Source organism: Streptococcus sp. 2022WUSS135 (assembly GCF_044427045.1).
Taxonomy (GTDB): domain Bacteria; phylum Bacillota; class Bacilli; order Lactobacillales; family Streptococcaceae; genus Streptococcus; species Streptococcus hashimotonensis.
Genome location: NZ_JAOTGL010000003.1, coordinates 38,124 through 59,010, shown reverse-complemented (window position 1 = coordinate 59,010; position 20,887 = coordinate 38,124). Strand labels below are relative to the sequence as shown.

The 20,887-nt window shown below is 36.8% G+C and carries 17 protein-coding genes; 16 read left to right on the top strand and 1 reads right to left on the bottom strand.

Annotation, left to right across the window (positions count from 1 at the left end):
• Nucleotides 1-31: 31 nt before the first annotated feature.
• From rfbA to ODU45_RS01970, 8 genes are all read left to right on the top strand, one after another.
• Nucleotides 32-901: a glucose-1-phosphate thymidylyltransferase RfbA gene (gene rfbA / locus ODU45_RS02005; RefSeq protein ID WP_024379473.1), complete on the top strand. Its 870-nt coding sequence runs from the start codon at nucleotides 32-34 to the stop codon at nucleotides 899-901.
• Nucleotides 901-1,494, top strand: a complete 594-nt coding sequence (locus tag ODU45_RS02000; protein ID WP_205027199.1) for a dTDP-4-dehydrorhamnose 3,5-epimerase family protein — start codon at nucleotides 901-903, stop codon at nucleotides 1,492-1,494. The genes rfbA and ODU45_RS02000 overlap by 1 nt, the downstream gene beginning before the upstream one ends.
• Nucleotides 1,494-1,970 (top strand): hypothetical protein, encoded by a 477-nt coding sequence (locus ODU45_RS01995; protein ID WP_253216129.1) that lies wholly within the window; start codon nucleotides 1,494-1,496, stop codon nucleotides 1,968-1,970. Before ODU45_RS02000 ends, ODU45_RS01995 begins: the two co-directional genes overlap by 1 nt.
• Nucleotides 1,957-3,003 carry a dTDP-glucose 4,6-dehydratase gene (rfbB, locus tag ODU45_RS01990; RefSeq protein WP_024385627.1) on the top strand — a complete coding sequence of 349 codons (1,047 nt, stop codon included), beginning with the start codon at nucleotides 1,957-1,959 and terminating at the stop codon, nucleotides 3,001-3,003. Before ODU45_RS01995 ends, rfbB begins: the two co-directional genes overlap by 14 nt.
• Nucleotides 3,004-3,057: 54 nt before the next feature.
• Complete coding sequence (gene rfbD / locus ODU45_RS01985; RefSeq protein ID WP_398580660.1) at nucleotides 3,058-3,909, top strand: dTDP-4-dehydrorhamnose reductase; 852 nt, start codon at nucleotides 3,058-3,060, stop codon at nucleotides 3,907-3,909.
• A gap of 16 nt (nucleotides 3,910-3,925) precedes the next feature.
• Complete coding sequence (locus tag ODU45_RS01980) at nucleotides 3,926-4,969, top strand: LPXTG cell wall anchor domain-containing protein (protein ID WP_398580659.1); 1,044 nt, start codon at nucleotides 3,926-3,928, stop codon at nucleotides 4,967-4,969.
• A gap of 67 nt (nucleotides 4,970-5,036) precedes the next feature.
• Nucleotides 5,037-8,114 (top strand): GBS Bsp-like repeat-containing protein, encoded by a 3,078-nt coding sequence (locus tag ODU45_RS01975; RefSeq protein WP_398580658.1) that lies wholly within the window; start codon nucleotides 5,037-5,039, stop codon nucleotides 8,112-8,114.
• Nucleotides 8,115-8,116: 2 nt separating this feature from the next.
• Complete coding sequence (locus tag ODU45_RS01970) at nucleotides 8,117-8,620, top strand: glycoside hydrolase family 73 protein (RefSeq protein WP_398580682.1); 504 nt, start codon at nucleotides 8,117-8,119, stop codon at nucleotides 8,618-8,620.
• A 51-nt stretch (nucleotides 8,621-8,671) separates the two neighbouring features.
• On the opposite strand, the gene ODU45_RS01965 is transcribed toward ODU45_RS01970, so the two are convergent.
• A complete protein-coding gene (locus ODU45_RS01965) occupies nucleotides 8,672-11,221 on the bottom strand; it encodes an LTA synthase family protein (protein WP_398580657.1) in 2,550 nt (849 codons plus the stop codon).
• Nucleotides 11,222-11,434: 213 nt separating this feature from the next.
• Here ODU45_RS01965 and cps2T point away from each other — a divergent pair, with 213 nt between their 5' ends.
• Genes cps2T through ODU45_RS01925 form a run of 8 tightly spaced genes read left to right on the top strand, consistent with a single transcriptional unit; the run spans nucleotide 11,435 to nucleotide 20,887 of the window.
• Nucleotides 11,435-12,583 (top strand): beta 1-4 rhamnosyltransferase Cps2T, encoded by a 1,149-nt coding sequence (gene cps2T, locus ODU45_RS01960; protein WP_398580656.1) that lies wholly within the window; start codon nucleotides 11,435-11,437, stop codon nucleotides 12,581-12,583.
• On the top strand, nucleotides 12,580-13,509 hold the full coding sequence (locus ODU45_RS01955) for a glycosyltransferase family 2 protein (RefSeq protein WP_398580655.1): 930 nt from the start codon (nucleotides 12,580-12,582) through the stop codon (nucleotides 13,507-13,509). Before cps2T ends, ODU45_RS01955 begins: the two co-directional genes overlap by 4 nt.
• A gap of 2 nt (nucleotides 13,510-13,511) precedes the next feature.
• Nucleotides 13,512-14,318, top strand: coding sequence for an ABC transporter permease (locus ODU45_RS01950; protein ID WP_136670608.1), 807 nt, complete (start codon nucleotides 13,512-13,514; stop codon nucleotides 14,316-14,318).
• Nucleotides 14,318-15,532, top strand: coding sequence for an ABC transporter ATP-binding protein (locus tag ODU45_RS01945; protein ID WP_029171596.1), 1,215 nt, complete (start codon nucleotides 14,318-14,320; stop codon nucleotides 15,530-15,532). The genes ODU45_RS01950 and ODU45_RS01945 overlap by 1 nt, the downstream gene beginning before the upstream one ends.
• The gene (locus ODU45_RS01940) at nucleotides 15,514-17,277 is read left to right on the top strand and encodes a rhamnan synthesis F family protein (RefSeq protein WP_398580654.1); all 1,764 of its coding nucleotides are present in this window, start codon (nucleotides 15,514-15,516) and stop codon (nucleotides 17,275-17,277) included. Before ODU45_RS01945 ends, ODU45_RS01940 begins: the two co-directional genes overlap by 19 nt.
• A 32-nt stretch (nucleotides 17,278-17,309) precedes the next feature.
• The gene (locus ODU45_RS01935; RefSeq protein WP_024378821.1) at nucleotides 17,310-18,569 is read left to right on the top strand and encodes a polysaccharide biosynthesis C-terminal domain-containing protein; all 1,260 of its coding nucleotides are present in this window, start codon (nucleotides 17,310-17,312) and stop codon (nucleotides 18,567-18,569) included.
• A complete protein-coding gene (locus ODU45_RS01930) occupies nucleotides 18,566-19,873 on the top strand; it encodes a DUF2142 domain-containing protein (RefSeq protein WP_205026245.1) in 1,308 nt (435 codons plus the stop codon). The genes ODU45_RS01935 and ODU45_RS01930 overlap by 4 nt, the downstream gene beginning before the upstream one ends.
• Before the next feature lie 24 nt (nucleotides 19,874-19,897).
• Complete coding sequence (locus ODU45_RS01925; RefSeq protein ID WP_398580653.1) at nucleotides 19,898-20,887, top strand: glycosyltransferase family 8 protein; 990 nt, start codon at nucleotides 19,898-19,900, stop codon at nucleotides 20,885-20,887.

The following is a 20,887-nucleotide window of genomic DNA, read 5'->3' as shown; positions in this document are numbered from 1 at the left end:
ACTGATATTAATTGATGGAAGGTACTCTTATATGAAAGGTATTATTCTGGCAGGTGGGTCTGGGACTCGTCTCTACCCATTGACACGCGCAGCTTCAAAACAGTTGATGCCGATTTATGACAAACCAATGATTTATTACCCATTGTCAACACTCATGTTGGCTGGGATTAAAGAAATCTTAATTATTTCTACTCCTCAGGATCTACCTCGTTTCAAGGACATGCTTGGTGATGGTTCTGAGTTGGGAATTTCTCTCTCATATGCAGAACAACCAAGCCCAGATGGTTTGGCGCAAGCCTTCATTATCGGTGAAGAATTTATCGGTGATGACAATGTAGCCTTGATCCTTGGTGATAACATCTACCACGGCAATGGATTGACCAAGATGTTGCAACGTGCAGCAAGCAAAGAAAAGGGCGCGACTGTCTTTGGTTACCAAGTAAAAGACCCAGAACGCTTTGGTGTTGTCGAGTTTGACGCAGATATGAATGCCATCTCTATCGAAGAAAAACCTGAAGAGCCAAAATCAAATTTTGCGGTTACTGGTCTTTATTTCTATGACAATGATGTTGTGGAGATTGCCAAAAATATCAAGCCTTCACCTCGTGGTGAGTTGGAAATCACAGATGTCAACAAGGCTTACTTAGAGCGTGGCGACTTATCTGTTGAGCTTATGGGCCGTGGATTTGCCTGGTTGGATACAGGTACGCATGAAAGCCTCTTGGAAGCTGCACAGTACATCGAAACGGTTCAACGTTTGCAAAACGTTCAAGTGGCTAACTTGGAAGAGATTGCCTATCGCATGGGCTACATCACCAAAGAACAAGTGCACGAGTTGGCGCAACCACTTAAGAAAAATGAATACGGACAATACTTGCTCCGTTTGATTGGAGAAGCCTAATGACAGAAAACTTTTTCGGTAAAACACTAGCAGCTCGCCCAGTTGAAGCTATTCCAGGAATGTTAGAATTTGACATTCCTGTTCATGGTGACAACCGTGGCTGGTTCAAGGAGAACTTCCAAAAGGAAAAAATGTTGCCTCTCGGCTTCCCTGAAAGCTTCTTTGCAGAAGGAAAATTGCAAAATAATGTTTCCTTCTCTCGCAAAAATGTTCTTCGTGGTCTTCACGCTGAGCCTTGGGATAAATACATTTCAGTGGCAGATGGCGGTAAGGTTTTGGGAACTTGGGTCGATCTTCGTGAAGGAGAGACCTTCGGTAATACCTATCAAACAGTTATCGATGCTTCAAAAGGTATCTTCGTTCCGCGCGGAGTAGCCAATGGTTTCCAAGTTTTGTCAGATTTCGTGGCTTACAGCTACTTGGTTAACGACTACTGGGCTTTGGAACTCAAGCCTAAGTATGCTTTCGTCAACTACGCTGACCCTAGCCTCGACATCAAGTGGGAAAACCTAGAAGAAGCGGAAGTTTCAGAAGCAGATGAAAATCACCCACTCCTCAAGGACGTTAAGCCTTTGAGAAAAGAGGACCTCTAATGAAAAATAAATTGAAGGTAGAGCCCCTTAATCTTAATGGTGTTGAAAAAGTTGTAACGGCTTTTATCTTTAGTTTAATTTTAATTTTTAAAAACTTTAGCTCAAATATTGATTGGTATGATATTTTAGAAATTGGTGCTACAATCTTTATCATTGATTTTTTATTTATTATCCATAAAAACGAACTTGAAAAAATAATTAAAGAAGGTTGTCTGACCAAGGCTTTCGGAACAGTAGTGGCTTGTGTGTTTTCATTATGTTTGCTTTATGCTCGTAATTCTTTGATAAAAGAAATTTTATCACAAAAAGAACCCTGGTTTCTACAGTATTTAAGTTTAGTTCTGGCAAATTTTATGTCAGCTTTCCTTGTGATTATAGCTGTATTATTTGCAGCCAACGTGATTGCCTTCTTAGTATATTTACTATTTGGAAAAAAACTAATCGAAAAATTCGGAGAAAAAAATGTCTCAATTTAAAAATATTATCGTAACTGGTGGAGCTGGTTTCATCGGTTCAAACTTTGTACATTATGTTTATAACAATCATCCAGACGTTCACGTAACTGTTTTGGATAAACTTACTTATGCTGGTAACAAGGCTAACATCGAAGCTATTCTTGGTGACCGTGTTGAGCTGGTTGTTGGTGATATTGCAGATGCTGAGTTGGTCGACAAATTGGCTGCTAAAGCAGATGCAATTGTTCACTATGCGGCAGAAAGCCACAACGACAACTCCCTCAACGACCCAAGCCCATTCATCCATACCAACTTTATCGGTACTTACACCTTGCTTGAAGCGGCTCGTAAATACGATATTCGTTTCCACCATGTATCGACTGACGAAGTATACGGTGACCTTCCTTTACGTGAAGATTTGCCAGGTCATGGCGAAGGTCCAGGTGAGAAATTTACAGCAGAAACCAACTACAACCCGTCATCACCATACTCATCAACCAAGGCTGCTTCAGACTTGATTGTCAAAGCATGGGTGCGTTCATTTGGTGTTAAAGCGACTATTTCCAACTGTTCAAATAACTACGGTCCATACCAACACATTGAGAAATTCATCCCACGCCAAATTACCAACATCTTGGCAGGTATCAAGCCAAAACTTTACGGTGAAGGTAAAAACGTCCGTGATTGGATTCATACCAACGACCACTCGACTGGTGTTTGGGCAATCTTGACAAAAGGCCGTATGGGTGAAACTTACCTAATCGGTGCTGACGGTGAGAAGAACAACAAAGAAGTGCTTGAATTGATCCTTGAAAAAATGGGTCAACCAAAAGATGCTTACGATCACGTGACTGACCGTGCAGGACACGATTTGCGCTATGCTATTGACGCAAGCAAACTTCGTGACGAGCTTGGCTGGACACCACAATTCACAGACTTCTCTCAAGGTTTGGAAGAAACGATCCAGTGGTACACAGACAACCAAGATTGGTGGAAGGCAGAAAAAGAAGCTGTTGAAGCCAACTATGCTAAGACACAGGAAGTTATTAAATAAGACTATTAAAGGCTAGGGCTCTTGCCCAAGCCTTTCTTGAAATAAGGAGCAAACATGATTTTAATTACAGGTGCAAATGGTCAGTTGGGTACAGAGTTGCGTTATCTCTTGGATGAGCGTGGTGTTGAGTACGTTGCCGCTGACGTAGCAGAAATGGACATCACGGATGCAGACAAGGTGGATGCCTTCTTTGCAGAAGTTAAGCCAAGCATTGTTTACCACTGTGCAGCCTATACAGCTGTTGATATGGCAGAAGATGAAGGCAAAGAACTCAACTACAAGATTAACGTAACAGGCTCTGAAAATGTTGCCAAGGCAGCTGCTAAATACGGTGCAACCCTCGTTTATATCTCTACAGACTATGTCTTCAACGGTGAGTTGCCAGTTGGTCAAGAGTGGCAAGTAGATGACCAACCAGATCCTCAATCAGAATACGGTCGTACCAAGTGCTTGGGTGAGGAAGCAGTTGAGAAGTTTGCAGACAAGTTCTACACTGTTCGTACGGCTTGGGTCTTTGGTAACTACGGTAAAAACTTTGTTTTCACCATGCAAAACCTTGCGGAAACTCGAGATACCTTGACAGTTGTTAACGACCAACACGGTCGTCCAACCTGGACACGCACACTTGCGGAATTCATGGTACACTTGGTGGACACCAAGCAAGCATTTGGTTACTACCATTTGTCAAACGATGCAGCAGAAGATACGACTTGGTTTGACTTTGCGACGGAAATCCTTAAGGATACTAATACCAAGGTATTGCCAGTGGATTCTAGCCAATTCCCAGCTAAGGCAAAACGTCCATTCAACTCAACCATGAGCTTGGATAAGGCAAAAGCCACAGGCTTTGTCATCCCAACTTGGCAAGAAGCTTTGGAAGCATTCTATAAACAAGAAAAGAAATAGTCTACAGGAGATGTGTATGAAAAAGAAAGCGATTGTTAAGCCGTTATTGACATCAGCAATCCTTCTTGCTTTACTAGGAGGTGCTATATTACCGTCCGGAGCTGTTCCAGTTGTAGCAGCAGAGACAAGTCAAAGTACGACCTATCATTTAACTGATGATGAAAAAGTTGCCGTACGTGAATATATTCAAGCTAAAATGACTATCGATATGCAAGAATATGGATTGGCGTTTCTTGAGGGAATGATGGAAGAAATGGCATCGGGTAGTGCTGAAGCTACATGGGATGAAGAAATTGCAGACTTGAAGGCAAGCTTAACAGCAGAGCAAGTTGTTGTTTTAGATGAACTTAAAGCAAATTTAATTGGTAGCATAGCTCAACATTACCATTACTTATTTGAGACACTTACAGTCGCTGGAAAAAGCGGAAGAGAAGAAGCAGCGGCTATAGTTTCTAAGTACGAGTCTGAAGATGATGCAAGTACTCCTGAAGCCGAGTTGGCTGCATTGAAATACGCTAGAGAAGTTATCGTTGAACTACTGAATAAAGAGTCGGCAGCGATTGATAATTATATTGCTTATGCAGAAGCAACTGGACAAGAATTAGCTGGATTGTTGGAAAGTGGAAACTCTAATTTAGAATCTATTACATCTGCAACTATAGGATATGGTCAAGCTCTTGCAACTGCTTCGCAACCAAAATTTCCGTATGATTTTTCAGAAATAGACCGACAGATTGCAGAACTAACTGCTAGTCTACAATCAAAAGTCGAGGATAAAAGTACAGCTAATATTGAAAATACTGGGGCACAAACAAGTCAAAGCGTTTCAAATGACTCAAATGATTTGCAAGATGTTTCAGGTCAAGGGGGCGGTCAGATTTCTGATGTAGCTACAGGCAAAGGCAATATTTCCGAAGCAGGCCAGAAAAAGGTTATACCAAATGATAAAGCTAAAGTATTACCAAAAACCTCAGGGAAATCTAGTCTTCCATTAACTGTACTAGGACTCATAACAATTTTTGCTGGTTGGTTATTGACAAAGAAGCAAGAAGAAAAATAGAAGATTAGTGTAATTGCATCTATTTTGAGAAATATAGTTGTTTTTACATGTGAAATACATAAAGGAGATGTTTGTGAAAAAAAGAACGTTGTTATTTCTTTCTTTGTGTGCGTCCGCGTTGAATGCTCAGCTTGTTCAAGCGGATATGGTAAATGCCCCATCTAGTCAAGTTTCTTCATCTCAGGTTGCTGAAACTGGCGGGCAGCTATCTGTCGTTGATGAGGCTGGTCAGATTAAAGCTATTCTGTCGAACATTCAAGGGGAAATTATTGGTGTTACAGCCCAGTTTCGCTCTGAAGCAAATAGCGGAATTACTGTCGCATTCTCAATGGATGAGCAAGGTAGATACGTAGCGGTTTTAGATCGGTCTGCATTTGCGGAGGAAGACCAAGTCTTTTCGCTGAAGTTAACAGCACAATTAACAGATGGAAGTTTTCAGACCTTATCAGATTATAGTTTCGAGTGGAAGAAGGATGTCGCAAGCGCTGCTGAGAAGCCTACTGCTTTGAATAATAGCAATGCAATCTCGTCTAAAATTGAGGAGGAAGCAACTTCTACTACTACAGGTTCAACTGTTGATTCTAGTTTGACAGCAGATGCAACAAGTAGTACTTCGAATTCGCTGACAAGAAGTTCTTCCAATACGATTGCAGGAAGTTCGAATGGCTCTACAAGTGTTCTGAGTGCTCGAGTCAGTACAGCTTCCAGTTCGGTCAATGTTACACAACCTACTGGCACCATCACAATTGAAAATCGTAACGATTCCCAAGGTACCTTTGATGTTCGTGTTACCAATATCTCTTCTCCTAAGGATATAGCGAGTGTTATCTTGCCGACCTGGTCGCAGTCAGATGATTTACGTTGGTATGAAGCAAAGCGTCAGTCAGATGGCAGTTATAAGTTAACTGTTAATAAGAAGGATCATAAGTACCGCACAGGTACCTATACAGTTCATCTATATTATAAGGATTCAAATGGTGGTTTGACAGGTGCAGGTGGTACAACGACTCATTTATCAGAAGCGAAGCCAACAGGCACCATCACAATTGAAAATCGTAACGATTCCCAAGGTACCTTCGATGTTCGTGTTACTAATGTTTCATCACCGAAAGATATAGCAAGTGTTATCTTACCTACTTGGTCCCAGACGGATGATTTACGTTGGTATGAAGCCACTCGTCAATCAGATGGCAGTTATAAGTTAACTGTTAATAAGAAGGACCATAAGTACCGTACAGGTACCTACACGGTTCATTTATATTATAAGGATTCAAATGGTGGTTTGACAGGTGCAGGTGGTACAACGACTCATTTATCAGAAGTGAAGCCAACAGGTACCATCACAATTGAAAATCGTAACGATTCCCAAGGTACCTTTGATGTTCGTGTTACCAATATCTCTTCTCCTAAGGATATAGCGAGTGTTATCTTGCCGACCTGGTCGCAGTCAGATGATTTACATTGGTATGAAGCCACTCGTCAGTCAGATGGCAGTTATAAGTTAACTGTCAATAAGAAGGACCATAAGTACCGCACAGGTACCTATACAGTTCATCTATATTATAAGGATTCAAATGGTGGTTTGACAGGTGCAGGTGGTACAACGACTCATTTATCAGAAGCGAAGCCAACAGGCACCATCACAATTGAAAATCGTAACGATGCCCAAGGTACCTTCGATGTTCGTGTTACTAATATCTCTTCTCCTAAGGACATAGCGAGTGTTATCTTACCCACTTGGTCCCAGACGGATGATTTACGTTGGTATGAAGCCACTCGTCAGTTAGATGGCAGTTATAAGTTAACTGTCAATAAGAAGGACCATAAGTACCGCACAGGCACCTACACGGTTCATTTATATTATAAGGATTCAAATGGTGGTTTGACAGGTGCAGGTGGTACAACGACTCATTTATCAGAAGCGAAGCCAACAGGTACCATCACAATTGAAAATCGTAACGATGCCCAAGGTACCTTTGATGTTCGTGTTACTAATGTTTCATCACCGAAAGATATAGCAAGTGTTATCTTACCTACTTGGTCCCAGACGGATGATTTACGTTGGTATGAAGCCACTCGTCAATCAGATGGCAGTTATAAGTTAACTGTCAATAAGAAGGACCATAAGTACCGCACAGGTACTTATACAGTTCATCTATATTATAAGGATTCAAATGGTGGTTTGACAGGTGCAGGTGGAACAACAACTCATTTATCAGAAGCGAAGCCAACAGGCACCATCACAATTGAAAATCGTAACGATGCCCAAGGTACCTTTGATGTTCGTGTTACTAATGTTTCGTCACCGAAAGATATATCAAGTGTTCTCTTACCTACCTGGTCCCAGTCAGACGATATACGTTGGTATGAAGCCACTCGTCAGTCAGATGGCAGTTATAAGTTAACTGTCAATAAGAAGGACCATAAATACCGTATAGGTACTTATAGTGTTCACTTATATTATAAGGACTCAAGTGGAGGTCTAACAGGTGCTGGCGGCACAACGACTCACTTATCAAATCCGTCAGCACAGCGATCCTACACAGTCTATATTGACCCAGGGCACGGAGGGCGAGACTCGGGCGCTTCTTACGGTGGCGTACATGAAAAAAATCTTGCATTGTCTGTTTCAAATAAGTTGCGTGAAAATCTCTTGAAATATGGAATCAATGTTTTGATGACCCGTACAGGTGATTATGATGTAGACTTCAAAACAGAGCGTTCACGAATGACGAATGCAAGTAACGCAGATTTATTTATTAGTATTCATTTTAATGCGACGGGAGCAGGAGTTTCGAATGCGACTGGTATCGAAACATACTGGTATCAATATAATCCAGAATACCAACCTAAAATTAATAAAGAAATGCATAATAACCCTACTCGTTTAGCTGAAAGTGAGATTTTAGCCAACAAGGTCCAGGAGAGTTTAATTAAAGAAACAGGTGCAGTTAACCGTGGCGTAAGAAGAGAAACTTTTGCAGTCCTTCGTGAGACAGCAATTCCTGCTATTCTAGTAGAGCTAGGATTTATGGATAATCCTTCGGAGTTGCAAGTTATCAAACAAGATTCTTACCACACTCGCCTTGCGAAAGCATTGGCACAAGGCGTAATGAATTGGTATGGTGCTGTTGAGGGAAAGTAGAAATTGCAGGTACAGGTATTGAAACAGGAAAACTTTCTAATGATCAAAAAAGTTTCATAGCTAATCTAGTACCTGCAATTGAACAAAGTTCAAAAGCTAATTCTATCCTTTCGAGCGTCATGTTATCTCAAGCCATCCTCGAAAGTGCATGGGGAACGTCATACTTGGCGACTCATGGGAATAATCTTTTTGGCATCAAAGCGGATGCTGCGTGGACAGGTGCTACAATTGAAATCATTACCAATGAATACCGTGATGGTGAGAAGAAGCAAGAAAAGCACTTGTTTAGAAAATATAATTCATGGAATGAAAGTGTAGCAGACTATGCTAAGTTCTTTACCTCTACTCCGTGGAGAATAAAAAATTACCAGAGTTTCAGAGAGGCAACTGATTATCAACAAGCAATTCTTGCGTTAAGACAATCAGGATATGCTACTGATCCGAAATATGGTGAAAAAATACGATCAATTATCGAGAATTACAAGCTTTATCTTTTAGATAATTAAGTTTTTTGGATGATAAATAGCCTTGCTCAAAAACGAGCAAGGCTATTTTTATCACTCATATAAATCTGTTAAAGGTCGTTTATCAACGGCACTATTGTATTCTAGTTGTAAGTAGGTTTGGTAAAGTGATAGGCTTGATATGTCTTCAATTTGTTGGCCATTATTATCGATATTTCCCCAGCTAGTAATGATAGGTGCTTCGATTTGCATATCACTCAAAAATTGTTGGTAAGGTGATCGAGGAAGGGCATAGTCGGATTCGGATAAAATATCCATCAAATATGGAACGAGATAGTTTGGGCTGATTGTTGTAGATTCGCGCTCCCTAATATCAAAATTCGACCAAATCACTAAAGGGGTAGAATATTTAGCAGCAGGATTATTTTCATCCATAAATTGTGCGTAAAATTCTTGAGTCAAACTAGGTTGGTGATCGCCGTACATGACGATGACCGTTGGCTCTTTGTAAGTGCTAAAGAAAGTAATTAAATCTGCAAATGCTTCATCTGTTCTTTTCATGCTGGTCAAAAATTCTGTTTCAGCTAAGTATTCAGATGTTGAACCATTAATACTGACTTCGCGAGGATAAATTTCTTCCGTACTTGGATAGCCTCCATGTCCTTGCATGGTAACAACAAAGCTAAATAGAGGCTGGTCTCCTTTTTGGGTATAAAGTTCTTTTATTCCGTTGAACAAGAATTGATCAGATGGCCAGCCACGATCGATTGTTAGTGGTGCTAAGCTACTAATAGCAGGTTCCGAATCTAAAAAATAAGATTTATTAAACCCTAGTAGAGGATATACTGCATGACGGTTGTAATTATTTCCAGATTGAGGATGTAGAGCTACGGTGTCGTAATTTTTATTTTTTAGATAAGTTGCGAAACTTGGACGTTCTTGTGTGATAATCTGCTGATATGGGAATAAATTAGAGGATAATAAACTGATTGGGTTACTTGTCAGCACTTCATACTCGGTATTTGCAGTACCACCGCCGAAAACAGAGACGTTTAGGGTGCCATGAATAGTATTGTCTGTTAATGCATGTTGGTTTGATAGCGGATCAGGCTCCATATTTAAGCCCTGTAAGTTTGAAAAATCACTCTGTGATTCATTCTGTATAAAGATAATATTAGGTCTGATTGTTTGTTTTTCTGTTTCAGGAGGGTACTTCTCAAGAACTTCATTAAGTTTTGGGAGTGAATATCCCTCAGGCTTAGTTATTTTACTGTCTTCATAGAAAGAGGCGAGTGAGAGTGGTAGCCCAAATTGACCATAGGTGACGTACATTCTCCAGTAGTTTAATGATATATTTGCATTAGAGACGACAGTTTTATTAATCATTGGAACGATTGTTATTAAAGTTATATAGCCCAGTAAAATTCTGCTGAAACGTTTCGGCCATTTGAAATCATAACTAGAATAGAACGTTCTAGAAGGTAGAAGTTTTGGTAAATATAATTTGGGGATAAAGAAAAAGAAGGTCAATAAGATATAAGAAAATACCATGCTTTGTAGCATTCGATTGTTGATATTAATTGCTACGCTAGAAGCTACATTTAATCCGTCTGTAATTTGAAAAAGATTATAAAATAATAGAGGAGCACCACGGCTGTCAATCAAAAGTTGGTTACTTATACCAATAAATACTGAAGCGGATAGAATTAATAGGCTGGCAAATCGTAGGTTAGTTGTAAATACCAGTATTAGGTAGAGGACTCCGATAATGATTAGATTGTTCCAAAGACTGTTTGGGGAAAGAGTAGAGAATTGTGAGTAGCTATTTTCAATAATAAATAATGAAAAAATGGGAACTAGAAGATAAATCACTGATAGGCTAATCGTTTTGAAGGCTTTAGAGATATGACCTCGGAGTTGTTTGTATCCTAAAAGACCAAAAAATATCAGGAAAGTTAGTGCAACTAATAGCTGTTGAGTTTCCATTTTATTAAAGTTCGAATTAAATAGCACTAATTCATTGCGATATAAACGTGGAAATGTAAAAGTAGTGAATATATATTGAACGATTAATAATATTGTTAAGATACGGATATCTCTTCTTTTGATTCTCCATGTTGCTCCATTTAAGATAAAGCATGTTAGACCTAAAGCAAGGACTATTAAGTGGAGGTACCAAAATTGATTATCTTTAGTTATCCGTAAAGTATAGGGAAGCTCAATAAAGGCTAAATTTTTATATTTATCTCCAGTTGATGTGTCAATGGATTCAACCAATTGTCCACCGACTTTAATTTTTACAATAGTCGGATTTTCACTAACAAAGTATTCAAATGATAAGGTTCTTACAGAAGAGGAAGATTTAATTACGAGTGAATTTTCTTCACCTAGAGAAGAAAAATTAGGAATTAAATCAGCATCATTGATTCCCCATTGGTTTTCTATAATTTCTGATGAGTGAATATAACGTCCATTTATTTGGATGCTGTCGATTACTTGGTTTGGTTGTTCTGCGATTATTTCTATAGTTCCATCATTTTTTGTAGAACCTAATTCGTTTTGAATGAGATGTGCATAGAGAAAAAAACTTCCAATCAATCCGATGGAGATCAGTATGTGAATAAGCTGTTTGATTAATTTCATATCTATTAACAATTCTAAGTTTTATATTTTTATGTAAAAGCCAGTACATATTATATCAAATTTTTCTTATTAACTCAAAATTTGTTTTTATCTATACTGTGGAGTCAGAGGCGTAGAAAAAGAAAAGCCTTTATAACCAAACTAGGATAGAATTAGGAAAAAAAACTAAAAAATGGTATAATGAAAAGAACTGCAATTTGATGGAGAGGATTCATGAAACACGTTTTTATTATCGGTAGTCGTGGACTGCCAGCAAAATATGGTGGCTTTGAGACCTTTGTCCAACAATTGGTCAGTCACCAGCAATCTGAGAAGATTCATTACCATGTGGCGTGCTTGTCTGATACAAGTCATCACCAACATTCGACCTACCTGGGTGCAGATTGCTTCACCATTAATCCACCAAAACTTGGACCCGCTCGTGTGATTGCTTATGATATGATGGCGATTACTTATGCCCTTAAAATCATCAAGGAACAGCAGATAGAGCGACCAATTTTCTATATCTTGGGAAATACCATAGGTGGCTTCATAGTGCCTTTTGCAAAAATGATTCACTCTGTTGGAGGTACCTTGTTTGTCAATCCAGATGGTTTGGAATGGAAACGGACCAAATGGGCTAAACCAGTTCAACGCTATCTAAAATTTTCTGAAAAAATGATGGTCAAATATGCTGATTTGATTGTCGCTGACAATGAAGGTATTGAAGATTACTTGCAGTCTGAATACTCAGCTACAAATACAACTTTTATTGCCTATGGTACAGATTTAAGTCCGACTAAGTTAACAAAAGAATCTAAACAAGTTCGCCAATATTTTACAAATTGGAACATTAAAGAGAAAGAATATTTCCTGATAGTTGGTCGCTTTGTTCCAGAAAATAATTATGTAACAGCTATCAAGGAATTTATGGCCAGCAAGACAAAACGTGATTTGGTCATTATAGCCAATCATGAAGGCTCTGCTTATTTCCAACAGCTCAAAGAAGAGACAGATTTTGCATCTGATCCACGAATCAAATTTGTTGGAACAGTGTACGATCAAGAACTACTAAAGTATCTTCGACAGGAGTGTCGTGCCTATATCCATGGACATGAAGTTGGTGGTACTAATCCTGGTCTACTTGAGGCCTTGGCACAAACCAATGAAAATTTGGTTTTAGGTGTCGATTTTAACCGAAAAGTTGCCCTAGAAGGTGCTCGGTATTGGAGTAAGGAGTCAGGTAGCTTGAGTCAATTAATTAACCAAATTGATGAGAATGCTGAAGCGGTGGAATTAGGAGAAATTGCGAAAAAACACATGAAGGATGAATACACCTGGGAAAAAATTGCACGTGAGTACGAGGAATTATTTTTACGATGAAAGTCAATATTTTGATGTCGACCTATAATGGTCAACAGTTCTTAGCTGAGCAAATTCGCTCTATCCAAGAACAGGCTTACACAGACTGGACACTATTTATTCGTGATGATGGTTCCAGTGACAATACAAAAGAAATACTTAAAGATTTTGAGCGTCAAGATAGTCGAATTCATCTTATTGATAGTGATAAGAGTGACAATCTTGGAGTTATTAAAAGTTTTCATAAACTAGTGAACCACGATAGGGCTGACTATTATTTTTTTAGTGATCAGGATGATGTTTGGTTGCCAAATAAATTGGAACTCAGTCTAAACGAAGCCCAAAATTATCCAGCTAATCTCCCCTTAATGGTTTATATGGATTTAAAAGTGGTCAATCAAGATCTAGAGATTATGACTGAAAGCATGGTTAAATCTCAATCTCATCATGCCAATACTGAATTAGTTCAAGAGCTGACCGAAAATACGGTGACAGGTGGGGTTGCCATGATTAACCATACACTCGCTGAAATGTGGCAAGAGACGGATGATATACTCATGCACGATTGGTTCTTGGCCTTACTAGCTTCAGCCTTTGGAAATTTGGTATTTATTGATCAACCAGGTGAACTGTATCGCCAACATTCGGATAATGTACTAGGTGCTCGAACTCTCTCAAAACGATTAAAAAAATGGATTCGCCCTCACATTTTATTTGCGGTCTATTGGGATTTGATTAAAAATAGTCAAAAACAAGCCCGTCATTTACTACAAATGCCACTTTCTCAATCAAATAGAGAATTAATAGAAGCCTTTGTAACCATTATGGATAAACCAATGCTTGAACGATTCAGGATTTTGAGAAAATATGGTTTAAGAAAAAACAAAACCTTTCATACATTAGTATTCACGACATTGATTGTGACAAAATTTGCATATAAGGAATAGCTATGAATTTATTAAATAAAGAAAATCAAATACTCTTAAGAGAGATGATTAAAACAGATTTTAAATTACGTTACCAAGGTTCTCTCATTGGACATCTCTGGTCGATTTTGAAACCGATGTTACTTTTTACAATTATGTATTTAGTATTTGTTCGTTTTTTGCGCTTTGATGATGGAACTCCTCATTATGCAGTAGGGCTACTATTGGGTATGGTAACATGGAACTTTTTTACAGAAGCAACTAATATGGGGATGATGTCTATTGTTTCACGCGGGGATTTGTTGCGGAAGTTGAATTTTTCGAAAGAGATAATCGTCCTTTCTTCAGTTGCAGGAGCTGCAATTAATTACGCCATTAACTTAATGGTTGTGTTTGTATTTGCTGCTATTAACGGGGTTCCCTTTACTTGGTCCGTTTTAGTTATAATCCCACTGTTTTTTGAATTGGCATTACTAGCAACAGGTATAGCTTTCATCCTATCTTCTTTATTTGTAAGATTTAGAGATATTGGTCCAATTTGGGAAGTGTTCTTACAGGCTGGATTGTATGCGACACCAATTATTTATTCATTGACATTTATTTTACAGCGTGGGCAAGTAACATTTGCTAAATTGATGATGTTGAACCCTGTTGCACAAATTATTCAAGACTTGAGACATTTTATTGTTTATTCTGGGAATACTACAGTTAGTGAATTGATTGAAAATCCTGTTATTGTGGCAATTCCGTATATTCTTCCAGTCGTTGTTTACCTATTGGGTATAACTGTGTTTAGAAAAAATGCCAAAAAGTTTGCGGAGATTTTGTAATGGTAAAAAATAATAATATTGCTGTAAAAGTAGAACATGTTAGCAAGAGTTTTAAGCTTCCAACGGAGAGTAGTCAGAGTCTAAGAACTACTTTAGTCAATTTATTTAAAGGGATTAAAGGCTACGTAGAGTATAATGTTTTGCAGGATATCAGTTTTGAAGTTGAAAAAGGGGACTTTTTTGGAATTGTTGGTCGCAATGGTTCTGGTAAGTCGACACTGTTAAAAATTTTATCTCAAATATATGTTCCTGAAAGAGGGACTGTAGCTGTGGATGGTAAATTAGTTTCTTTTATTGAACTTGGTGTTGGTTTTAATCCGGAACTAACTGGTAAGGAAAATGTATACCTAAACGGTGCGATGTTAGGATTTACTGCAGAAGAAATTGATGCAATGTATGATGATATTGTTGAATTTGCGGAATTAAGTGAATTCATGAATCAAAAGCTGAAAAATTATTCTAGTGGAATGCAGGTACGTCTAGCCTTTTCAGTTGCCATTAAAGCGCAGGGAGATATTCTGATACTTGACGAGGTTCTAGCAGTAGGCGATGAGGCCTTTCAGCGTAAATGTAATGATTATTTCCTAGAGCGTAAAAAAAGTGGAAAAACGACCATTCTTGTCACCCATGATATGGGAGCTGTGAAAAAGTATTGTAATAAAGCTCTTCTAATAGAGAAAGGATACGTCAAGGCATTAGGAGAACCTGATGATGTAGCTAATCAATACAGTTTTGATAATGTGCTTGCCTCAATAAGCGAAGTTACAGAAAACGAAGAACCACTGCATCAGAGTGATATTGTAAAAGATTTGCAGATTAACCTGGTCTCAAAAAATCAAATTGAACCTGATGAATCAATTGAAATCGAGTTTAAATATACGGTTTTAGAAGATATTGAAACACATATTGCATTTACATTTTTAGATTTAGAACGTCATTTTGATGTATATAACGACAATTCTATGGATTTAAAAACGTTTGGCAAAGGTGAGAAGTTTATCCGAGTGAAATGTAAGCTACCTTCAATTAATCAGGCAAAATTAAAAATGGCGGTGTCAGTACGAAATAGTAATAAGCAACCGTTATTATTTGCCAAGACTTCTGACACACCAGCTATTTTTATTAGTAGGAAGTTTAGCACTGATAATATTGCAGAGGAAGACGCAGCAACCGGGTTTATTCAGAGAAATAGCCAATGGGAGCTGCTAGATTAATAAAATATAACGGAGGCAGAATGTCGCGTTTGTTGGTATATGTTCACTATAATAAATATAATGTTGTCAGTGAATATATTTATTATCAATTAAAGTCGATACGAAGTATTTATTCAGACATAGTTTTTGTTTCTAACAGCCATGTTTCAAAGGACATAGTACAATATTTACAGTCGGAACGACTGATTGATTTTTTTATCCAGAGAGATAATATTGGTTATGATTTTGCGGCATGGAAAGAAGGGCTGAATCAAGTAACATTTTATCAATATGATTCGGTAACTCTGATGAATGATACATGTTTCGGCCCCCTCTGGAACCTAGAGGATTATTATAGTCAATTTGACAGTGATGTTGATGTAGATTTTTGGGGAATGACCAATCACTTAGAGACAAAAATAGATAGTGTAGTTGTCCCTGAACATTTACAGTCATATTTTATGGTATTTAAAAAACGAATCTTGCAGAGTCAAGCATTTGTTGGTTTTTGGTCATCTGTAAGTGAGTTAACAGATATTCAAGATGTTATAAAATTATACGAGAGCCAATTGACAAAAATACTTTTATCAGAGGGCTATAGCTATAAGTGTGTATTAGATACGTCCATTTGTTGTAAAACCCTTGAAAATAGCAACATTACACTAGAATATCCAGAAGTTATACTTAAAAATAATGTTCCATTCATAAAAATAAAGAGTTTTACTGAATATCCAGATAGAATATACTCTTTAATACATCTTATTAGGATGAAAACGAAATACCCAGTTGAATTAATCGAGAGGCATTTGAGGCAGATAATTATTCCGGGTACGAGTTTTATTCCTCAAATACGGGTTTCGCAAACGACGGAAACTGTTCTATCTTCGACATCGGTGCTTCTTCATATTCACATAGAATCAGTGTCTATTTTTGAAGAGTATATTGAAGAGTTATGCAAAATAGCCGATAGGTGCCAGTTACTAATAACATTGCCAGAAGCTGACTTTTCAAATAAGTGTAGTATAGTTGAGAGATATTTATTCACCTTCCAATTGAGAGCACAGATTGTAAAACTCACAGATGAATTGCATTTTTTTGAAATAGTAAATAACTATATGGGAGATGCTAAATATCTTGCTCATATAACTGTCAAACAAACAAAGGAAATAAAATATTCTGTAGAGGATATTATTGACAGGTATCAGTTGAGGAAAATGTTTTTTACATCATTTTATGCAGTGATTTCTAATTTTGAATCACAATCTAATTTGGCTGTAGTTATTCCAGACTTAACAACTAATCAAAGATATGATAGAAAAAGTCTTCGTGAAGCCAATCCGGAACGTATTCGTCAATTGAATATACTTTATGAATCACTTGCGAGAACTAAGAAAGTTGATTTTTATAAAGTGCCTTATATAATCGGAGAAGAAGTAAGTTGGTATTGGATAAAAACAGAACACTATAAAAAGATTGAGGAGAAATTTAGAAACATTGATTTTTCAAAAGAAGATAGATTATTGCTAGTTCCAATATTATTTATTTATAGCGCGTGGGATTTATCAAATGATTATGCAGTGATCGAGAATACTGAAAATGTGAGTCCAATATTGGAAAAGATTAGTTTTTCCAGCGAAAGGGAATTGCGTTTAATTATTGAAGAAAAGGAATTTTTACAAATTGGACTGAGAAGGACACTAAAGATAATATCAGTTGGGATTGTAAGTGTGTTTAAGATGATAAAGAAATCTCTATTAAAAAATTAGGGATAACGGATGACAAACAAGGGGAAGATAGTGTGAAGAGCAAAATAGTATCACCAAAAACAATATTTATTTGGAATTTATTAGGAAGTATTTCTTCAGCAGCAATATCAATATTTTTATTGTTACTAGTAACACGTTTGTTGACGGAATTAGAGGCTGATATTTTTAGTTTTGCTTATGCAGTAGCAAATCTTTTTGTAATCATTGCTAGTTTTCAGGTAAGAGATTATCAAGCGACTGATGTTTCGAAAAAGTTTTCGTTTAGCCAGTATCTTGCAACAAGGCTTATAACAATCACTATTATGCTATTACTTGCCTTAAGCTATATTTTTCTGTCTAAATATGAATTTCAAAAATCTGCCTGTATTTTCCTAATATGTTTGTATCGTGGAAGTGATGCTCTATCGGATGTTTTTCAAGGATTGTTCCAACAAAATGCTCGGCTAGATATTGCAGGTAAATCACTTTTTTTGAGAAACTCTATTGTGATTTTGACATTTGGACTTGGTTTGTTTATAACCAATAACCTGCTACTCTCATTAATCTATCTAGTCATTAGCTCATATTTATTTGTTTTCTTTTTTGATGTTCCGAATTTATTTCAATTTACGAGGGTTATCAAAGAAGAAATTAATTTGAAAGCCATTAAAAATATATTGTTAGAATGCTTGCCGTTATTTATTAATGCATTTTTACTTGTTACTATCTATAATCAACCTAAATATGCTCTCAATACTTTTTTTGAGAGAGGTGTTATAGGAACAGGTGTTCAAAGGGATTTTAACATTTTATTTATGCCTGTTTTTTCAATGAATATTTTATTGATTTTATTTAGACCCATGATAACTCAGTTGGCTATATATAGAAGAGCTGGGGACTATAATCAATTTAAACAATATCAGAAGCGTATCGTTAAAATGGTTGTCGGGTTGGCTGTGTTAGTTTTGGTCGGGGGGATAGTATTGGGGATTCCAGCATTAAATATTCTCTATGGAACGAATCTTAATAAATACTGGCTAAGCTTTATTATAACAATGCTTGGGGGAATTGCGAGTACCTTTGCAACCATTTGTGATAACATGCTTACTGTTTTGAGGAAGCAAAAGTATCTCGTAATTTCATTTGCAATTTCTTGTCTATTATCTATATTGATTTCTAATCCATTGGTAGAATATTATGGAATATTGGGGGCAGCTATTGCTTTTGTTAGTTCGATGTGGACTTGGTTTTTAATTTCTTTAGTAATATATCTAAAATTGCAAAAACATTTGAATTGGGAAGTACAAGAATGAAGATAGAAAAATTATTTTTAAGGTTAGCAATCCCCTTTTTGTTAATTTCAATATTTGTTATGCCTGTGACAAAGGTTCCTGATGAAGCAACACATGCTTTTATGTCGTGGAATATATTATTTGATTCTCCGACAAGTAGAGATACAGAGGCAATGAATGAATTACGGGCAACAGATTTTGCATATTCAAAACCGGAGATTCATGCAGTTGATTCTACAGAATATTCAAGCCTTTTTACCAAAATTCGTGATTTTTCAAAGGACAAATTATCTATCGATTTTTCTCTGAAATCGTTAATGAGTACACCTCAGCTAATTGGTTTAGTTGTAGGTAAATTGATTTATCCGTCATATGGTATGATGGTCACTATAGGGCGCCTTTTTAATACAATAGTCTATATTATAGGTATCTACTATTTGATAAAAAAAATAAAGTATGGGAAGATGACGCTGTTTTTTGTCTCACTTTTACCTATGATGATTCAGCAGGCTGGCTCTCTGTCTTATGATGTGGTGAACTATCTGGCTGTTGTTGCATTTTTTGTTTTTTATGTTAACTTATTGGTAGACAAGGTACTGACCACCAGGAAATTTATTAATTTAATATTATTATCCTTGCTACTATATTTAACAAAAGCAAATAATATTTTACTTTTGGCACTATTGTTTTTTGTTGATTTTGAATTTGAAGGTGTCTTATCTAAGTTTAATTCGATTTTAAAATGGATTCAAAAGAGAAGATTACCAATTCTTATTTTGGGATTAGGACTAGTTTTACTTGTTAGCTATCTGTTCCTACATAATAGAGGTGGTGTCGTGCACTTTGTTAAAGTGATGATAAACAGTTTATTTATCAATAATAGAAATGATCATCTTAATGGTATTTTAACGGTTGGTATTTTTGGTTATTTTGGCTGGTTTGTCACTCAATTACCTCTTTGGTTAATTTTCATAGATATTTTCATTTTTACGTTATTATTATTTAATGATGGAAATTTAAAGATAAGTAAAACAGAAGGTCTTGCTTCGTTATTTGTACTCCCTGTTCAGGTAGCTATCATTGTAGCGGGTATGTATTTTGCATGGACACCGACAGCTATTGGACCAAATGCAATGATTTCTCAAGGGGCACAAGGAAGATACTTTACTCCATTTTTAGTCTATCTATTTCCGGCATGTTTAATGTTAAAAGAGCAGGTAAGTGTATCGGTAAAACAGAAGTATTTGACACGGTTGATCACTGGCACAGTAGTCATTAACTTTATCATGTATCTATTTTTGATAGTGGATTATTATTGGTTGTAATTTAAGATAGTGGAAGAGGGAAACGTGAATATATTATTTACATTGAATGATGCTTTTGTTCCGCAAGTAGCAGCTTGTATGGGCTCAATCATGCGAACATTAAACGAAGACGATACATGCCATTTTTATCTTTTCTCAGATGGTATTAGTCAACAGAATAAAGAAAAACTTCATCAATTTGTTACCGACGAAGGTAATAAATTGACAATCGTTGAATTGGAAAACTTGGAATCATATTTTGATTTTGAAGTTGACACAAATGGTTGGGCTTCGGTTGTACTTGCAAGATTACTTGTAGATAAATTACTGCCCGACGAAGTTGATAGAATCATCTATTTAGATGGAGATACTTTAGTTTTAGAAAATATTCGGGAGCTATGGGAAGTAGATTTGGAGGGGAAAGTCCTTGGAATGTGCCCAGAACCGACAGCTTCATCTGAGAGAAGAGAAGGCTTAAATTTGGGTACGTATACATATCATAATGCGGGAGTTCTTCTAATCGATTTGAAACGGTGGCGTTCAAAAAGTATAGGAACAATTATTTTTGATTATTATAAAGAAAAAAATGGAGAGCTTTTTGCTAATGATCAAGATGCACTGAATGGAGCGTTGAAAGAAGAGATAAAAACACTCTCAATCACTTATAATTATTTTAATATTTTTGATGTTTATCCATATCGTACATTGGAAAAATTAAGTAGGCCTTCAACGTTTATTTCAAAAGAAGAATTTGTAAAAATTCGTAAGCAACCACGTATTGTTCATTTTTTAGGCGAAGAACGTCCATGGAGAATCGGAAATAAACATCGATTTAGAGAGGACTATGTTTCTGCATTAAATCAGACGCCATGGAGAGGTACTCAGTTTGAGAGTGGTTGGCAGCTTTACTTTTTCTGCTTTAATCTTTTCAATATTGTTATGAAGCCTTTTCCTATGTTGCGCTATAAAATTATTACAGTCTTAATTCCTGTATTCATGAAATATAGGAAAATTAGATTACAAAAAGGAGTCTAG